The following is a 17,251-nucleotide window of genomic DNA, read 5'->3' as shown; positions in this document are numbered from 1 at the left end:
AAAAATGTGTTAAAATGGTCTATCTGAATGTTTATTTGTGCTGATTTATGTGTTTTTTCACAGTTTTAAGTGAAAAAACAAGCATGAATAAGCTCTTAGGTGGATCGAGGATGCCAGATATGGCAAAAAAAAACAGTTCTGCGGCTCAAAATCAGCAGATTCAGACACAGGCTATCTCCTTTTCCCCAAAAGCTCAAGAACCTGTCTTTCCGATTGTTGCCATGGGGGCTTCTGCCGGTGGTCTGGCAGCTTTTGAAGCTTTTTTTAAGGGTCTTCCCGCAGAACCAAAGCCAAATATGGCCTTTGTGCTGGTTCAGCATCTGGCTCCCGATCATCAAAGTCTTCTCAAAGACCTGATCCAGCGCTATACCCCTTTGCCTGTTTTTGAAATTGAACAGGGGATGCAGGTTCAATCCAATTCTATTTATATTATTCCGCCCAATCGCGATCTGCGTTATGTAGCCGGGCAGTTTGTATTGGCCGAGCCTGTCTTGGCGAGAGGAAAACGCCTGCCGATTGACTTGTTTTTTCAGTCCTTGGCAGACGAGTTGACGCAGCATGCGATTGGGATTGTGCTTTCGGGGACGGGCCATGATGGGAGTGCCGGGCTTCAGGCCATTCAGCGGGAAGGGGGGCTGACGCTCGTTCAAAAACCGGATACTGCTGAATATGATGGCATGCCGCGCAGTGCGCTGGAACGGATCGTGCCAGACTTTGTGCTGCCGCCCGTTGAGATGGCCACTCAATTGGGCCTCTTTTTTGAAAAGTCAGAGGATGATTCTGTTGTTGTCTCTTCACCCCTGAGCGCAGATCCGGGTCACGTCATGCAAAAAATATTCAATTTACTGCGTATCCAGCTGGGGCATGATTTTTCTCAGTACAAGCCCAACACGATTGCTCGGCGGGTTGAAAGACGCATGGCTGTTCATCATTTGCAAAATTTTGAGCAGTATTTAGAATTTCTGCAAGAACATGCCGCTGAATTGGACGCACTTTTTTGCGAACTGCTGATCGGGGTGACCAGTTTTTTTCGCGATCCAGAGGCCTTTGCTGCACTTGAGCAGCAAGTCATTCCTAAAATTTTTGAAACCCCCACCTTTGAAGGCGTACTTCGGATCTGGGTGCCTGCTTGTTCGACGGGCGAAGAGGCCTATTCGTTGGCGATTTTGTGTGCGGAGCATCAGGCGTTTTTGAAGGAAAATTTCAATATTCAGATTTTTGCCACAGATATTGACAGCCGGGCCATTGCCAAAGCCCGCAGCGGCCATTATTCTGCTGAGAGTGTGGCGAATCTCTCTCCAGAACGTCTGGCGCGTTATTTCTCAAGGGTCTCCCAAGAGACAGAAGGGGAAAAGGTTGTTTACCGTGTTCATAAAGCGATTCGCGATATGCTTGTTTTTTCTGAGCAGGATGTGATCAAAGATCCTCCTTTTTCTAAACTGGATCTGATCAGCTGTCGCAATTTACTGATTTATCTCGGGGGCGCATTACAGAAAAGAGTGATTCCGCTCTTTCATTATGCTTTAAATGCCAGGGGCTATCTTTTTTTGGGAACCTCTGAAAATGTAACCGATTCAGAACACCTGTTCAAAGCGGTGGATCGCCGACACAAAATTTACCAGGGCATTACTGGTTCGCAGCAGTCCAGCCTGAGCGCCGTGATGCCCCCCCTCTTTTCTGTTGCGCCCCGAGTTTCTTTGCTCAAGCACAGTGCGCATCCTTCGGTCAAACTTTCTTTGCGCAGCCTAACAGAACAGTCTGTTTTGCAAATGGCGGTTCCTGCTGCGGTATTGGTGAGTAAAAATGGCGATATTCTTTATATTCACGGTCGCACAGGGCTTTTCCTTGAGCCTGCACCTGGGGAGATCGGCGTCAATAATATCGTAAAAATGGCGCGTGATGGGCTTCAGCGAGAGTTAAGTGCGGCTCTTCACAGAGCCGCACTTCAGCATGAAACCGTGGTTTGTAGAAATTTACAGGTCAAAACCAATGGGGATTATTCAGCCGTCAATCTGAGCATTTATCCTGTCTCAGAACCCCTGCAGGATCTGAAGGAGCCCTTGTTTCTGGTGGTTTTAGAAGCTGTTCCCTGCTTAGACCTGCCTGAACAAAAGCCCTTGCCTGTTTTAGCGGGCGAGCCTGCTTTACTCACGGCAGAAGCCGATCTCCTGGTGGCGTCACTGAGGCAGGAATTGCGTGCCAAGGAAGAGTTTCTGCAAACCACGAATGAAGAATTGGAAACCACCAACGAAGAGTTGCGCGCCTCCAATGAAGAAATGCAATCGGTGAACGAAGAGTTGCAATCTACCAATGAGGAGTTGGAAACCGCCAAAGAAGAGTTGCAGTCGATCAATGAAGAATTAGCGACGATCAATGCCGAACTGCAGGCCAAGGTTTTGGATTTATCGCGGGCCAATAATGATATGAACAATCTTTTGGCCGGTACAGAAATTGCCACGATTTTTGTGGACCATGCGCTGAATATTCTGCGTTTTACGCCTACCGCCACCCGGATTATTAATCTGATTCAAGCCGATATTGGTCGGCCTGTGGGCGACCTGGTTTCCAATCTGGTGGATTATACCGATTTTTCTCGGGATATACAGACGGTACTGGATACCCTGATTCCCCTTGAGTGTGAGGTTCAAAGCCAAGCGGGAAAATGGTTTATGATGCGTATTTTGCCCTATCGCACACTTGAGAATGTGATTGAGGGGGCTGTGATTACTTTTGTGGATATCAGTGCCGCGAAAAAGGCCCAGATTGCGCTGCAGAAGTTCCCTCTGCATTTATTCTCCTCTCTTTTGCTGACTACTCATGAGGCCCTTCTGGCCCTGGATACCCACCTCAACATTCTTGCCGCGAATGCTCCTGCTTTTACACTTTTGGGCGATAGACCAGAAAGCCTGCTTGGCAAACCGCTGCTGGAGATCAAGAGTTTTGCCTGTGATCCCCTCGCTTTGCGTGCTTTGTTTGAAGTGCAATTGGCTCACGCTGATTTCTGTGAGCACTATCTGCTTACTCTGTCCGGGCAAACACCCGAAAAACCCGGTTTATGGGTCAATGCCCGTAAAATTTTGGATCACGAAAACCGGTGCCTTTTTATTCTTCTGGCTTTTAAGACGTCTTCTCTTGAGACAGGGGGAAGGCTATGAATACTCAGGAAAATTCAGCCGCGCATTTGCCCGAAACAGATTTAGAGGCTGAAGAAGTTTTGCGCCTGCTGCATGAGTTGCGGGTGCATCAGGTTGAACTTGAAATGCAGAATGCTGAACTGCGAAAAACCCAAGAGGCCTTGGATGCCTCCTGGGCACGCTATTTTGACCTTTACAATACCGCACCGGTGGGCTATCTGAGTGTCAGTAAAAAAGGCATTATTCTTGAAGTCAATCAGACGATCGCCACACTTTTAAACAGCACGCACGAAGGCTTGGTGAAACGATCTGTTTATCCGCTGATTTTTCCAGCCGATCAGGATACCTTTTATCATTTTCGCAAAGCCCTTTTTTCGACAGGCTTGCCCCAGGAATGTGAATTGCGCTTGCTCACACAAGATCAGGATGTGATTTGGGGGCATCTCAACGGAACCCTGGCCCAGGATCACACAGGACTGTGGGTGGCTCGGATCGCGATCAGTCAGATCGGCCTACGCAAGCAGGCAGAGCAAGCCCTGCGTCAATTTAAAGCCATTTCAGATCAGGCCCAGCAGGGCAATCTGATGACGGATATGGACGGCCAGTTGACCTATGTCAATGATTATTTTGCAAAATTATTGGGCTACCGTCCAGAAGCTCTGATAGGCCAGGCTTTGAGTCTGTTTTTTGCTGATACAGGGGCAGACTATTTCAAACTCTTGATTCAGGGTGTAAAAACGGCGGGGTTTTTAGAGGCGATCGAAATTATCTATCGCGATAGCCAGGGCCGAGGCTTTCCGATGCTGATGAGCGGAACGCTGATTCAGAGTGAAGACGGGGGGCCTGCGCTGGTCACATTTACTGCCATTGATATCACCGAACTGAAAGCACTTGAAAACGAGCATCAGGCACGCCTTCGGGCTGAGGCGGCCAGCCATTCCAAAAGTTTGTTTTTGGCCAATATGAGCCATGAGATTCGCACCCCCATGAATGCGATTTTGGGTTTCAGTCAGATTTTACTTGAACAGATTGAGGAACCACGTTGGAAAGACTATCTCAAAATTATCCAGAGTAGTGGCAATGCCCTGCTGGCTTTGATCAACGATATTTTAGACCTGAGCAAAATTGAAGCCGGAAAACTTGAATTGCATGACAAGGCTTTCAATTTCAAAGCCTTGCTGCATGAGGTGGAGGCGATGCTGCGTCCGGCTTTTGAAAAAAAACATCTCAGGTTTGAGTTTCAATTTCAGAATGAAATTCCAGACGTTCTTGAGCTGGACTCCCAGCGTTTGCGCCAGATTTTATTAAATCTATTGGGCAATGCCCTCAAATTTACGTATCAGGGCTTTGTTTCGCTTGTCTTGCGGTATCAACCCTTTTCTGAAAATACAGGAGAACTCACGGTAGCGGTTGTAGATTCGGGGGTTGGCATTTCAGAAGACCTCCAGCGACGTATTTTCCAAAGTTTTGAACAAGGGCAGTCCTCTTACCGCAAAGAATCTGCAGGGACAGGTCTGGGGCTTGCGATTTCACATCAATTGGCATGTTTAATGGGGGGGGGCATCTCCTGTGTCAGTCAGGTCAATCAAGGTTCGACCTTTACCTTGCGTTTGCCTGTCAAGTCTGGCGTTGAGTATACCGGGCCTTTGTCTGAAAACCTGAACCGCACCTATCATTTTCGCTCTGCCAGTTTGCTTTTGGTGGATGATCGACCTGAAAATCTTCTGCTTTTGGAAGCCCAACTGCAAGGCCTGCCCTTTCAGCTCAGGATGGCCCAAAATGGGCGGGAAGCCTGTTTATTGGCCCATCAGTATCCGCCTGATTTGATTTTGATGGATATTAAAATGCCGGTCATGGACGGCGTGGAGGCTTTACAGAATTTGAGAGCGGCGCCTGATACCGCTGCTATTCCGGTTGTGGCTTTGACTGCTTTCTCTATGCAGAATGAAGAAGAGCATCTTTTGAAAATGGGCTTTGATGGCTATCTGAGCAAGCCTGTTGCGCAGCAACTCTTATATGCGCTTTTGGGGCGTTTTTTCGCGCTGAAAGAGCCTAACTCCCTTGAAATTCAGACTGAAACAGCCGCTGTTCCTGCTGCTATGACGACAGTATCAGCTCAAGAAATGCGAAAAATGGCTGTGGAATGGCTTCTGCAGTGTAAAGTTTTGCAGAACTCCCTGATTGTCAACGAACTTGAACAATTTTCTTTGCAACTTGAAGCATCGTTGCAGGCCTTGAACTGGACAGAACTGAAAGAACGGGTTTCAGAACTGCGTGAACATATTCTGGCCTTTGAACTGGAAGCGGCTCAAGCCAGCCTGGGTCAGATTGCTTTGGTTTTAGAAGCGCAGGCATCGACGACTGATCCTTGAACTTGCCCTGCTGATTTAGACGGGTTGACCTGCTGCTTCTTGGGCCGTGCTTCATGGTATATTGAAGCCCTATGAGTCACTTTATTCTGCAAACCCAACTGACCCCCCACACCCTGCTTGAAGCTTTTCCACAATTGAAGGCTCAAAATCCAGGTTTTGTAAGGGCTTGGCTGTCTCCCAACGGCCGTGAAATTTTGCTGGAAGTTGAACTGGATCTGGGCGATGAATTGCGTACAGAATATCTTTCGCTGCAACGCCAAAGTTCGGGTGACCTGATTTTTCATTTGCTTTCAGGGGGAGAAGAAATTCCCTTCAAAGCGCTTTCAGATACCTTGCAGAGACTGCTGAACTGGCTTCTCAGTCTGGAACCCCATGCCCATGTTGTGCGGCATACCTTTGGTCAATATGTTACTTTACCCGCGACATCTCTTCACGGATCCTGAATTTCTTCAAAAAGGCTGGCCGGCCTGGTTTCAGAATGAGCGCCCTCTCAATCTGGAGATCGGCTGTGGCTATGGGCATTTTCTCAGCTATATGGCCCGGCGTTTTCCTGAACAGAATTTTATTGGCTTGGATATCGTCAATAAAATTTTGCGCCAATTGGGTCGGGCCCTGGAACGGGACGGCCTGAACAATGCCCGTGTCTGTAAACTCGATGCCAATCTGGCTTTGCGGGAGCTTTTTCCCGATGGCAGCCTGGCCAATCTGTATATTCTTTTTCCTGACCCCTGGTTCAAAGAGCGGCGCCTGAAACGTCGGATTATGCGGGCTGAAACCCTGCCTGAAATGCTGCGTGTGCTGGCTCCGGGCGGGCACTTGCATTTTGTTTCTGACGATGCCGATTATGCGCAGGATGCCCGACTTTTATTGGATAGCTGCCCCCAACTCAAGCCTGTGCCTTTTCCCGAAATAGAGGTGCGCACCAAATATGAGCGCAAATGGCTGCAACAGGAAAAACAGATCACGCGCTTGTCTTACCAGTTGGAGCTTCCTCAGAAGCCATCAGAAACCTGGCCTGGCTATGCGGTGACCCCTGTGATTCCCCTGCACGATTGGAGGGCTGAACAGGCTGAAGCGTTCTGGAAGCAGTTTCAACCCCTGAAAGAGATTTCAGAGGGCTGGATTATTCGGGTTTTGGCCTGTTACTATGCTGCAGATGAAGGCCGTCTGCTGTTGCGCTGTCTCTTGGCGGAAGAAGGGGCTTTGGCTTTGCATTTCTGGCTTGAAGTTTCAGCGCAGGGGCAATTGGAATTGGCCCGAGGCTCCTGTTTGCCCCGTCTGCGTCACCGCCAGATCCTGCTTGAAAAAACGGCCCGCCTGATTGAAAGTGCTTTGACTTAAATCGGCCAGGGGTGAAGAGCTTGCGCCCCTGGTATCGGCTCTTCTGTACCATCCGGATGTTTTAAGACCAGGCTGGGCTCACCCAAGGCTTTGAGCAGGGGGGAGAGGCATTCTTTGTGGCAAACGCGCTGATCGGCCAAGACACAGACAGATTCTTCAAACAGACCATAGCAAAAACAGCAGCGCTGCTCTGAATGGGCGGGGCTGCTGTTGAGGGTGGCCGGAGAAAGACTCACGCGTTCAGCGTTGGGCCTTGGTTTGTAAAGATCTTTCGAGTGAGTCCAGGGTCTGTTGCATGGCAATCGGCAGAATCAGACGTTGACTGGGTTGGATGAAAAAGGCCAACTCAGGGTTTGCCTGCATTTCAGTATAGTGTTCGCGGGCTTTTTCGAAATCTTCGACTTCAAGGGCCCAGCGAATTTTTTTCAGGCCATTCAGCAAGGGTACGCGCACTTTTTGAAAGCGTTGCTTGGCCTGTTCCTGCCAGCGCAAATGGCTTTGCAGGTAAAGCTCGAGATAGGCATGGCTCTCTTGGTTGAGTTCATGGGCTTTTTGGGCCAAAGGGACTGCCTCTGCATAATCTTGGCGGCGAAAGGCTGCCAAGCCTTTTTTGTAAAAATCAGCTGCAAATTCTGGTGCGAGTTTTTGGATTCTGCTGCGGGTTTCCCCTGAAACAGGGCGTATTTCCAGGGTTGCTTCCAAGACTTGATAGGCTTGTATCATCTGGCCAGTGCTTTGATAGGCTTTTGAAAGCAGCAGATTGTGTGCTTCGCGCTCTGCAAGCGAAAAGTTTTTCATATTCAGATTTTTATCGTTTAAAACTTCCAACGCTTTTTTAGGCTCATTCTGAATCATCCAGTTCATGGCTTTCAGATGGTGGAGTCTCAAATTTAAAGACTGATCTGAAGCCGTGCGCTCTTCAGGGGCAGGTATTTTCGTTTCGATCTGGTTCAAGAGTTCCTGGGCCTGATCGGGATTCTGTTCTTCGATATAGACCTGGGCCAAAGTGAGTTGCAGGGGCAAATAATCAGGGTATTTTTCCTGCAGGCTTTCCAACTGGGTACGTGCGTTCTCGTAATTTGTTTCCTTGAGTGCGGCCAGGCCACGCTCATAATGGGTGTTATCAATCTTGCTCATGCCGTTGGCAGGCATGCCCTGCGCTTCAAGTAGTCTTTCAGCATCCCAGAGGGCTTCTTCTCCAGCCAGAACGGTCTGGGTGCTCAGTCCAAGCAGCAGACTGAGTCCCAGGGTGGTTTTCAGAATCGAAGCGAAATATTTCTGCGCCATCTTAATCTCCATCCATAAAATCATCATCGTCATCAAGCTGAATTTCGGCAAACTCTTCCGGTTCAAAGGGAGAGTATTCTTCAAAACGAACGGGTTTTTCCTCGCTGAGATCTTCGGGATTGAGATCGGTGGCGGGGGAGAGACGCAGGGTTCTGCGCGCGTCGACCAGTTCAAAATGAACCTGTCCGTCTTCTTCCGTGCGAATGGTCATATAGTCAAAACCGCAAACATTTAAATAAATTCTGCGGTTGGCAATCACGGTTGCGCTGTGGTGATTGGCCACGACACTCATAATATAACCTTCTCCGGAAGCCCGGATGTGATCGTCTACCACTTCTGCATAGCGCACATGCCCCATATCCCGGATAATCCGGTAAATATCCTTGAGGCCATAGACAATCCCGTTTTCAATGATGCAGGGGATCTGTTGGTCCGGGTTATTTTGTTTCATCGCAGATTGACCTCCTTCACCACCTTGGATTTCCTTATTATACAGAATTCAGCGTTCAAAAAGAGTAGAAACTCAGCCTTGCGCCTTGGCAATTAATGAACTTGTAGAATGCCCTGCAAAAAAGGGCATAAAAGCAACTTTCACTGCCAGTCTGAGCAAGGTTTCGCGTTCGGGCAGGGTGTCAAGGGTATAATCACCCGCTTTAACATAGAGATCGGGTTTGACGATTTCGATTAAATGATCGGCTGTCGGTTCGGCAAAGAGCGTGACAAAATCGACACAGCTCAGAGCAGCCAAGACTTCAGCACGATCTTCTTCACGGTTGAGGGGGCGGGAGGGGCCTTTAATAGCCTGAACGGAAAGATCGGTATTCAAACCCACAATCAGGCACCCGCCCTGGGCCCGTGCGGCCTGTAAATAGCGTACATGGCCAACATGTAGGAGATCGAAGCAACCATTGGTCAGTACCAGGGTTTCATGGCCGCGCAGAGGGTCGAGTTTTTCGGCTAAGGATGCGAGGGGATAGAATTTTTTTAACATTATCTTTTGGGTATATTAGGGTTAATTTTTGTTTAATTTACGCCAGAGTTGACGAGAAGATCCGAAAAGTATTATAACAGCTAAATGTAGGGAGAATTTTTCGCATGGAAATCCGCAATCAGGCCCCGGTATTAACCCCTTCCGCGCCCGTTGTGACTGTTGCCCCCAAGGCTACGGCTTCGGTGGATCAACCCCTTGCGCAAATTCCCACCCAAGATACGGTTCATTTTTCAACCCGTTCAAGCGGCATGCCCACTGCCCGGATTTCTTTCGCTGAAAATACCGCTCCCGATACCCAGGCCAAAACTGAATTTGGCAGCGCAGTTCAAGTCGATGCCTCGAATCACAAAGAAATGAAGACCCTGCTGGGTTATTTCTCGATGACCTCTGATCAGGAACGCCAGATTCAAGCGGCTGAAAACCGTGCTTTTGACCGTTTTATGTCCAATGGCTATTCTCCTGAGCGTGGCTCTATTCAGGCCAAAATCCGTCAGTCTTCTTTTGATACCTATAACCCCGGTTATTCTGCTCTGAATAATTCGACCCTGACGATCAATGAGGGTGAAAAAGGGCAAATCAAAGATGCGCTGCAGAAATACGGCGAAGATGTGGCTTCAATTGCCGTGACGGGTCGTAGCCGTCGTGATTTGCAACGTCACCTTGAAGATAAATTCTTTATCACGATTTTTGACCGTGACAAAGAAGAATTCCAGGACTATTTCAAAGGTGGCTTTCAAAACTTTGCCGCCGATCAGACTTCACAGATGAGTGCTGAACAAGTCACAGCAACGCCTGTCACCCCCAGTGCCTCTGTTTCCACTGAGAGTACCCCTGTTGCTCTGCCGGTTGCAGATCAAGAACAATACAAATGGCGCTTTGTACGCCCTCGCGTAGGCGTAAATGTCAGAGGGCTTGATTTCAAGAAATTGACGGTTAAACCCAAAATTGATCTTTTGCAGGTGCGTGGCCCTGCCCAGACCGAAGTGCGCGTGACCGCCAATGTTCCCTTTGAAATGAGTGGCAAGGTTTTGCCTGAAGCTGAAATCACCGCGCGCCGCATGTTCAATGCCAAACCGGGTGAGTATGGCAGCCTGACCCAGAATGTCTATGGTGAAACCCGTTCAAATTATAATTTTGAAGAGCAACGCCTTGAGGCCACGCTGGGGGTTCGCAAACAGATTTCTCCTGACTCCTCGATGGGTTTATACGGCCTCTATAGCCAGACCTTCAACAATCTGGATGTGAAAGACCTGGGTGTGGGCGTTAGCTATCAATCCCGTTTTGATTAACGAAAAGATTCCCGATTCACAATCCAAGTCTTTTATTTCGGGTCATCCCGTAGTATTATGATCGCCATGAAAGACCTTCGTTTGAGTCTGAAATGGCTGTTCATTTTTAGCTTTATTTTGTTGTTGGTATCCTGTATGGGCCGCAACAGCAAGGCCACCTCTGCCAATACAGAGGTGGTTCGTCGCACGACCGATCCTGTGACGGTTGATTTCTGGCATACCTTCAATGATGAAGAAGCCGGAACTCTGAAAGAGGCGCTTGCGTCCTTTCAGAAAGAGTTTCCCTATATCACGGTCAAACTCCAGCAAGTTCCCTTTTCCGATGCTTTAAACAAATACAAAACCGTGGCGCAAGCCGGCAATGCGCCGGATATCTTCCGTGCTGAAATTGCCTGGACCACCGAATTGGCCTCGATGGGCTATCTGATGTCTCTGGACGCTTTTCTCGATCAGAAAGCACAAGCAGATTTTGTGCCCCAAGCTTTGGCTTATTCCCGCTACAAGGGGCATATCTGGGGCATTCCCCAAGTCACTGACTGTCTCGCCCTTTTTTACAATAAACGTTTAACGGGGCCCAAGCCACCGGCGACCCTTGAAGAGCTGATTACCCAAGGTCAGAAACTGACCACGCCCGATGGCAAGCAATATGCCTTTTTCTACAGAGGCGATCCCTATTGGTTTACGCCTTTTGTCTGGGCTTTTGGTGGAGATTTAATCGACAACCAAAGCCTTCAGGTCAAGATTGCTGAAGAGCCTGCTGTAAAAGCTTTGAACTTTTTAATTGATTTACGTAAAAAGTATAAAATTGTGCCAGAATCTGTCGATTTTGCCAATGACTATGAGAATATGCAGATTGGATTTAAAAACGGCCAATATGCCATGATTATCAATGGCCCCTGGTCGACCGCTGACCTGCTCGATGGCCCTGAGTTTAAAAACCCGGACAACCTGGGCATTGCCCGCATTCCCCAGGGGCCTGGCGGTTGGGGTTCGCCTGTGGGCGGGCACAATTATGTGGTGGCTGCCAGTACCCAGAAGCTTTGGGCTTCCTGGGAAGTGATTCACTATCTCAGCCGACCCGAAATTCAGGCCCGCTTTGCTTTGAAAAACAATCTGCTGCCCACGCGTAAATCGACCTATGATTTGCCTGCGGTCAAGGCCAACCGGATCATTCAATCCTTCAAGCATGTCTTGGATGCTGCGAATACCCGTCCGGTGATTCCCCAGTCGGGGGCTGTGTTTATCGACCTGAAACCCGCTTACCAGGCGGCACTCTTGGGTGAAAAAACGCCCGAAACAGCTCTTAAGGAGGTTGAAGCGGCTTGGAAAGAGCTTCTGAGCGCAGAATAAGATGTTAAAAGTAGATCGTAAAACGCCTTATTTCTTTCTCCTGCCGGGTTTTGGCATGATGATTCTGCTGGTCTTTGTGCCCTTGTTGATGGGGATCAGTTTCAGTTTTCAGAATATCACCCAGCGCAATGCCTATGAAAAAACCTTCCGTGTGACCGAATTGCTGGCCGACGGCGGGGTGGCGATTAAAACAGAAGTACAGGCCGCGACTGTGAAGTTCGTGGGGCTTGAAAATTATACCAAGGTTTTTGCCAGCAATGATTTCTGGCAGGTCTTTGGGCAAACCCTGATCTGGACCTTTACCAATGTCTTTTTTCACTTTGTTTTGGGTTTGGGTCTGGCTTTGATTCTCAACCAACAACTGCGTCTGAAGGGCATGTGGCGGGCTTTGCTGCTGATTCCCTGGGCAGTACCTTCGTATATCACCGCTTTTTCCTGGCGTTGGTTGTTCAATGGCGATTATGGTTTTTTTAATCATTTGCTCAAGCAGGTCGGGCTTAACGGTGTTTCCTGGCTTTCAGATCCTTTTTGGTCGATGTTTGCCGTTTGCGTCACCAATATCTGGTTGGGTGTACCCTTTATGATGATCACCCTGTTGGGCGGGTTGCAAGGCATTCCCGATGAGCTGTATGAAGCCTCTCAGATTGATGGCGCTACGCCCTGGCAGCAGTTCTGGAGTGTGACCCTGCCGATGCTTAAGCCTGTGGCGATGGTGACGGTGCTTTTGGGGATCGTCTGGACCTTTAATATGTTCAATATTATTTACCTGGTCACCCAAGACAATCCGCATACGGATATCCTTGCCACCTTCTCGTTTAAGGCTTTCTTTGTGCGGGGTGAATATGGTCTGGCTTGCGCCTATGCGGTGGTGATTCTGATCATTCTCAGTCTGTTCAGCCTGCTCTATCTCAAGGTCAACAAGGACAATCAGGTCAGTACCTGAGTCTTGAACTTGAAATCTATTTTTCCTGAGAGCCACCGGATCCCCCCGATCTGGTGGCTCTCAGCTTTGTTTTTGAGTCTGCTGTTGGCTTTGTCCTGGCCCTTTGAAAGTTTACGCTGGGCTTTGGCAGCGCTGGGTGCAGGGGGATTTTTGCTCTTGGCGCTCAGTTCTCCTCGTTTATGTGCCTCTGCGCTTGCCCTTTTTGTGTTTACAGGAATTTTAACCGCAGTGGAAGTGGGCTTTAGTTTTAAAGCTCCCCAGTTGTTTTCGCTGCTGGCCATTTTGGGGCTTGGGCTGCGCTTTGTCTTGGGCTGGCGACCCACTCAGCGCTATCCCTGGTTTTGGCTTTTGCCCTTTGGCCTGATTCTGTTGAGTTGGCTGCCCTCTTTGGGGAAAGCAGATTCTGCGCAATTGGCACTCAATCAAGACATGACCTCCATTCGTTTGGTGTTTAACTATCTTTTGCTGGTGTTGACAGGGCTGACGCTCTTTGGGGCCGCTTCCAATCTTCAGGAACTCAAACGCCTGCATGTTCTGCTTGTGCTTTCTTGCCTGCTTACGCTGGCGGTGGGCTGGCTGCAGCAAATCGGCTTTTATACGGGGAGTTATAACCCGCTCGATTACCTTGGCAAGCATTCGGCCCTGGTGGATTTTTATGGCCCCTTTCTGCGGATTTCACCCGGTACCTTTGCCAATGAATATGGTGAGATTCTGCAAACAGTCGGGATTCTTTTGATCGGTTGGCTCTATCTTTTTCCTGAACGGAATCAGAAATGGCGTTTTGGCTTGTATCTGGCCCTGGCTTGGGTGGTGGCTTCGCTGGTGATTAATTTTACGCGTGCTTCCTGGCTGGTTTTTGTAACCGGCACCTTTTTTCTGCTGGCCTTGGCCCGCCCGCCTCTGCATCGGCTTTTGCTCTTGGGAAGCTTGCTCTATGGCGTGTTTGGGGGCTTATTTAAATTGAGCCAGATCATCTCTGAAGCGGGTTTGCTGGTGACGGTGGGGCAGCGCTTTGGGGAGCTGTCAGATGTCACTGTGGAGTCGGCAGGGCAGCGCTTGGATACCTGGGGGCTGGCCTGGAAAGCCTTTTGGGAAAGCCCCTGGATCGGGCATGGGCTGGGGCGTTTTGTCGATACGCACAATGTACCCTTGCAGCTCTTGGCCGAAACAGGAATCTTGGGCTGTTTGGTATTTTATGCGGCCATGGGCTGGGTGGCCTGGATCATGTTCAAAGCCTGGAAACAGGCTGAAAACCCTGAGTTGCGTGAAATTCAGATCGTTTGGTTGGTGGCTTTTTCAGGTTGCCTGGCCTTTGATTTGACCAATCACGGAATTTTTCATTTTGTGCTCTGGGTGTGTATCGCTTTGGGTCTGGCCACGGCGCATCTGAACTTGCACCCGGCTGCTGCCGAATCTATTGCAGACCCATTTCCTGAAGGAAGCGGGCCATAAATTCAGTCGGCGTTTGGGTTTGGCTGAGAATTTCACTGACCTTGGCTTTGAGGGCCTCACTGTCTGGCACCGGCACGGCGGGTTGGCGCAGACGGTTATAGTTTTCCAGGTAGGCGTTCAGCTCGCGGGTCACAGGCAAAAGAGCGGGGCCGCCCCCTTTGCTCTTGAACATGAACAGACCCTTTAGGCCGCCTCCGCCGCCTTCGCTACTCAGTCCGGCCAGGCGGACATAATTGCTGTTGAGGTTTTCATAGCCTGTCACCATTTGGCTGAGGGCTTCGGTTTGCACCCAACCTGGGCTGGCGCTGCGTCCAACATGATCCGGTTGGTTCAGGTATTGGCTGATAAAGGAATTGGGATCACTGAGCATGGCCTTGAAGCCCTCTGGCAGGGCTTGGTAATCGTTGCCCAAAAGGGTTTGAATGCCCGTCGCGTCGAGGTTGCCACCACCTGTCTGAACCTGGCTGATCAATTTTGCCAAGGCATTGTTGGTGGCTTTTAACTGTTCCTGACTCAGGGCAGGGTGCTGAAGATTTTTGAGGCTTTGCAGGCGTTCCGGCGACAGGGGAGGATTTTTGTAGAGTGCCCCCGTACCTGCAACGGTTTTGCCTGCTTTATCAAGGGCGGCCGTGGTAAAACTTTGCAAATCTGAACTGTCTGCTGGTTTACCAAGCGTGCCGCCATAGGTCTTGTTCATCAACTCTACCATGGGGGCAGAAAGATGGAATTTGGCGCCTGTCTGGCCCTGGATTTTTTTCCAGGCCTGATCCAATTTGTCCTGGTAGGGCCCAAACTGTGTTTGAATCTGCTCAGGGCTGAAACGGCCATTCAGGGCATTCAAGACTAAAAACTTGGTGGGCGCACGTTTGATCAGTTCTTCAGGCTGGCTCATGAACATGCGGTAGGATTCGGCGAAGTCTTCACCGGGATTGGTTTCGCCATAGTCTGAAACTTCTTCTGGTGCCTGGTTGAAATAGGATTGGGTGGCCGGTGCCATTGTAAATTGATCGGGGCCTTTTTGATCTGCTTTGCCAGAAATGGCGGCCCAATCCCGTTCCAGGTTGATCTGGGGGTGATCCTGTTTGAAGATCTCCATCAGGTTATGCCCCACTTCGTGGGTGACCAGATCCGAAATGACATTGCCTTCGCCTTCTGAATCGACAATCGAGAGCCAGCTATTGACCAAATCTTTGCTGGTCTGCTGGTTGAATTTGCCATCCATGCGCTCAATCAGATTGCCCATCACCTCATGCAGGGTTTTTTGAGGGCTTTCCTGAACAATGCGGTTGGGTATTTCCTGGAGCAAGGCTTTCATCTTGGTTTGGGTTTGCGCCAAACTGGCCTCATCGAGGGTGGGGGCCGTGAGGCTGTTAAAAATATCCTGCACCTTGTGGTTTTGCTGCGGGCTCAAGGGTTGGGGCAAATTCTTTTTCAGGGTATTCAGGGCCAGGATGCCCTCCATGCGTTTGATCGCATTTTGGGTGCGGGGGCCAATATTGCCATCTTTGAGTAGATCTCTCGCCATATCGGGTTTGATCGTGTTGAGAAAATCCTGGAGCCCTTGGGTTTGATTCATTTGCTCCATTTTAAAGACCGCATTGGCGACGGTTTGGTTGCTGGCCTGGCCCAGACAATTTTGAACCGCAGTTTGAATTTTGGCGATTTCGGCTTGATTGCCCTGGGGAAAAAAGACATTCCAGAGTTTGTTCATGTCCAGCCCCGCAGAATTGGGCTTGAGGTAGTCTTTTAAAACGGGGTCATTTTTAAGCAGTTTGGGTTGAAAGACCCCGGCAGAATTGCCCAGGGAATTGAGCAAGCGCCAGGTTTGATCTTTGGAACTGCCTGCTTTGTTCAGATCGCCCAAGAGCTTCAAGCTTTTTTCACGATCCAAGGCGGGGGGATTGCCTGAAACCATGCCCCGATCTTGCATTTCATCGAGTTTATACCATTGGTTGCTGCCGTCGGGGAAACCTTGAATTTTGTTCAGGGTTGCAGGGGTGCCCCGGCTGAAAAGGGTCAGTTTATTCAGGATTTTTTCATTCAGAATTGCGTCAGAAGAGCCTTTGACGGCCCCTTCGCGAATGCTGATGGAATGGTCTTTGCCACAATTGCAGGATGTATGTGCGATTTTCATTGAGTCGGTGATCAGTTTGAGGGGATCTTGGGCTGCAATATTGGTATCTTCACTTGAAAGGGTGGGGTCGGCTTCAAACTTAAAGGTAAAGGGTTTGTCAGTGCTTTGAATGCGGCTAAAATCGGCGGGCGAATTTTCTTTGATATTTTGCAGGCTGTTGTGAATGCCCAAGAGCGCAGCGGGGCTCCAGTTGGAATCCTTGGATTCTAGCGGGGGATCAAAATTGGGTGCCCCCTGGCCTTCAAACAGCCCTTTGATTTCGGATTGCAAGACCTCATTTAAGGGCCCTTTCAAATTTTCTACCAGATTTTCACGGGTGTTTTCAAAGGCCTGCGCAGGATTGAGCGGATTGCTGAGCAGATTTCGGGTAAAATCTGAAGCGACGGATTTCCAGCTTTCAGGGCGGGTCAGGGTTTGCACAAAGGCCTCCTGTTTTTCAGGGGGCAGTTTGGAGATCAGTTGGTACATGGCGTCAAAATCTTTAAAGCCCAAGCCCTGAGAGAGCTTGTTCAAACTGGCTGGGCTATAGGCCTGGGGGGGAATTACGCTTTTGAGGCCATTTTCAAGTGCATTGCGGGTAGAAAGCGCGTCGGCTTTCAGAATCCGCTCAGCACCCGTGGGGGTGGTGCCATTGCCCTTGTCGATGCTGAATTTGATGATGCTGGGGTCATATTGAGAGCTGTCGTATTGTTGAACTTCGTGTTCAGAAACGGGTTTGAGTGTGAAATAGGTTTGGCCGTTTTTATCTGTATTTTGAACGACGGCTTCAGAGCCGGGAAGCGTGGCCGCCATTTTCAAAGCATCATCCACCCGTGAAAAGCGCTGCTGGGTGGGCGCGATTCCGGGCGGCAGATTGAATCCGATTGCTTTGTCCATAAGTCCCTTGACCGATCTGTTCTGGTCTTTATTATACCCTTTGCGCTGCGTTTTTATGCAAAGGCAGGGTTTTTCTTTGAAA

At 49.5% G+C, this 17,251-nt stretch carries 13 protein-coding genes; 8 read left to right on the top strand and 5 right to left on the bottom strand.

Annotation, left to right across the window (positions count from 1 at the left end):
* The first annotated feature begins 47 nt into the window (after positions 1-47).
* From COW20_18430 to trmB, 4 genes are all read left to right on the top strand, one after another.
* A complete protein-coding gene (locus COW20_18430) occupies positions 48-3,155 on the top strand; it encodes a chemotaxis protein CheR (protein ID PIW46218.1) in 3,108 nt (1,035 codons plus the stop codon).
* Positions 3,152-5,506 (top strand): hypothetical protein, encoded by a 2,355-nt coding sequence (locus COW20_18425; protein ID PIW46217.1) that lies wholly within the window; start codon positions 3,152-3,154, stop codon positions 5,504-5,506. The genes COW20_18430 and COW20_18425 overlap by 4 nt, the downstream gene beginning before the upstream one ends.
* Before the next feature lie 71 nt (positions 5,507-5,577).
* Positions 5,578-5,949 carry a hypothetical protein gene (locus COW20_18420; GenBank protein PIW46216.1) on the top strand — a complete coding sequence of 124 codons (372 nt, stop codon included), beginning with the start codon at positions 5,578-5,580 and terminating at the stop codon, positions 5,947-5,949.
* Positions 5,879-6,847: a tRNA (guanosine(46)-N7)-methyltransferase TrmB gene (gene trmB / locus COW20_18415; GenBank protein PIW46215.1), complete on the top strand. Its 969-nt coding sequence runs from the start codon at positions 5,879-5,881 to the stop codon at positions 6,845-6,847. The genes COW20_18420 and trmB overlap by 71 nt, the downstream gene beginning before the upstream one ends.
* Here the strand turns inward: trmB and COW20_18410 are convergent.
* From COW20_18410 to COW20_18395, 4 genes are all read right to left on the bottom strand, one after another.
* The gene (locus tag COW20_18410; GenBank protein PIW46214.1) at positions 6,844-7,083 is read right to left on the bottom strand and encodes a hypothetical protein; all 240 of its coding nucleotides are present in this window, start codon (positions 7,081-7,083) and stop codon (positions 6,844-6,846) included. The genes trmB and COW20_18410 overlap by 4 nt on opposite strands.
* A 4-nt stretch (positions 7,084-7,087) precedes the next feature.
* Positions 7,088-8,167 carry a hypothetical protein gene (locus tag COW20_18405; GenBank protein ID PIW46213.1) on the bottom strand — a complete coding sequence of 360 codons (1,080 nt, stop codon included), beginning with the start codon at positions 8,165-8,167 and terminating at the stop codon, positions 7,088-7,090.
* Positions 8,136-8,585, bottom strand: coding sequence for a hypothetical protein (locus COW20_18400; protein PIW46212.1), 450 nt, complete (start codon positions 8,583-8,585; stop codon positions 8,136-8,138). Before COW20_18400 ends, COW20_18405 begins: the two co-directional genes overlap by 32 nt.
* 72 nt (positions 8,586-8,657) lie before the next feature.
* On the bottom strand, positions 8,658-9,125 hold the full coding sequence (locus tag COW20_18395; protein ID PIW46211.1) for a hypothetical protein: 468 nt from the start codon (positions 9,123-9,125) through the stop codon (positions 8,658-8,660).
* A gap of 104 nt (positions 9,126-9,229) precedes the next feature.
* Between COW20_18395 and COW20_18390 the strand changes: the two genes are divergently transcribed.
* From COW20_18390 to COW20_18375, 4 genes are read left to right on the top strand one after another with little or no spacing between them, the layout of a single operon-like run.
* Positions 9,230-10,414, top strand: a complete 1,185-nt coding sequence (locus COW20_18390) for a hypothetical protein (GenBank protein ID PIW46210.1) — start codon at positions 9,230-9,232, stop codon at positions 10,412-10,414.
* Positions 10,415-10,471: 57 nt separating this feature from the next.
* Positions 10,472-11,764, top strand: a complete 1,293-nt coding sequence (locus COW20_18385; GenBank protein ID PIW46209.1) for a sugar ABC transporter substrate-binding protein — start codon at positions 10,472-10,474, stop codon at positions 11,762-11,764.
* A gap of 1 nt (position 11,765) precedes the next feature.
* Positions 11,766-12,707 (top strand): ABC transporter permease, encoded by a 942-nt coding sequence (locus COW20_18380; protein ID PIW46208.1) that lies wholly within the window; start codon positions 11,766-11,768, stop codon positions 12,705-12,707.
* Between the two features lie 9 nt (positions 12,708-12,716).
* Entirely contained in the window at positions 12,717-14,159 is a 1,443-nt protein-coding gene (locus tag COW20_18375; protein ID PIW46207.1) for a hypothetical protein, read from the top strand.
* Here the strand turns inward: COW20_18375 and COW20_18370 are convergent.
* Positions 14,122-17,169: a hypothetical protein gene (locus COW20_18370; GenBank protein ID PIW46206.1), complete on the bottom strand. Its 3,048-nt coding sequence runs from the start codon at positions 17,167-17,169 to the stop codon at positions 14,122-14,124. The genes COW20_18375 and COW20_18370 overlap by 38 nt on opposite strands.
* Positions 17,170-17,251 lie beyond the last annotated feature (82 nt).

It is taken from the genome of bacterium (Candidatus Blackallbacteria) CG13_big_fil_rev_8_21_14_2_50_49_14 (assembly GCA_002783405.1).
Classification (GTDB): domain Bacteria; phylum Cyanobacteriota; class Sericytochromatia; order UBA7694; family UBA7694.
Note: the sequence above shows the minus strand (reverse complement) of the source record. Positions and strands in the feature narration are given on the sequence as shown.

Coding starts and splice junctions, on each gene's coding strand:
- COW20_18370 (PIW46206.1), bottom strand. CDS start 17,169: ATGGACAAAGCAATCGGATTCAATCTGCCGCCCGGAATCGCGCCCACC.
- COW20_18390 (PIW46210.1), top strand. CDS start 9,230: ATGGAAATCCGCAATCAGGCCCCGGTATTAACCCCTTCCGCGCCCGTT.
- COW20_18380 (PIW46208.1), top strand. CDS start 11,766: ATGTTAAAAGTAGATCGTAAAACGCCTTATTTCTTTCTCCTGCCGGGT.
- COW20_18400 (PIW46212.1), bottom strand. CDS start 8,585: ATGAAACAAAATAACCCGGACCAACAGATCCCCTGCATCATTGAAAAC.
- COW20_18395 (PIW46211.1), bottom strand. CDS start 9,125: ATGTTAAAAAAATTCTATCCCCTCGCATCCTTAGCCGAAAAACTCGAC.
- COW20_18405 (PIW46213.1), bottom strand. CDS start 8,167: ATGACGATGATGATTTTATGGATGGAGATTAAGATGGCGCAGAAATAT.
- COW20_18425 (PIW46217.1), top strand. CDS start 3,152: ATGAATACTCAGGAAAATTCAGCCGCGCATTTGCCCGAAACAGATTTA.
- trmB (PIW46215.1), top strand. CDS start 5,879: ATGCCCATGTTGTGCGGCATACCTTTGGTCAATATGTTACTTTACCCG.
- COW20_18430 (PIW46218.1), top strand. CDS start 48: ATGTGTTTTTTCACAGTTTTAAGTGAAAAAACAAGCATGAATAAGCTC.
- COW20_18385 (PIW46209.1), top strand. CDS start 10,472: ATGATCGCCATGAAAGACCTTCGTTTGAGTCTGAAATGGCTGTTCATT.
- COW20_18420 (PIW46216.1), top strand. CDS start 5,578: ATGAGTCACTTTATTCTGCAAACCCAACTGACCCCCCACACCCTGCTT.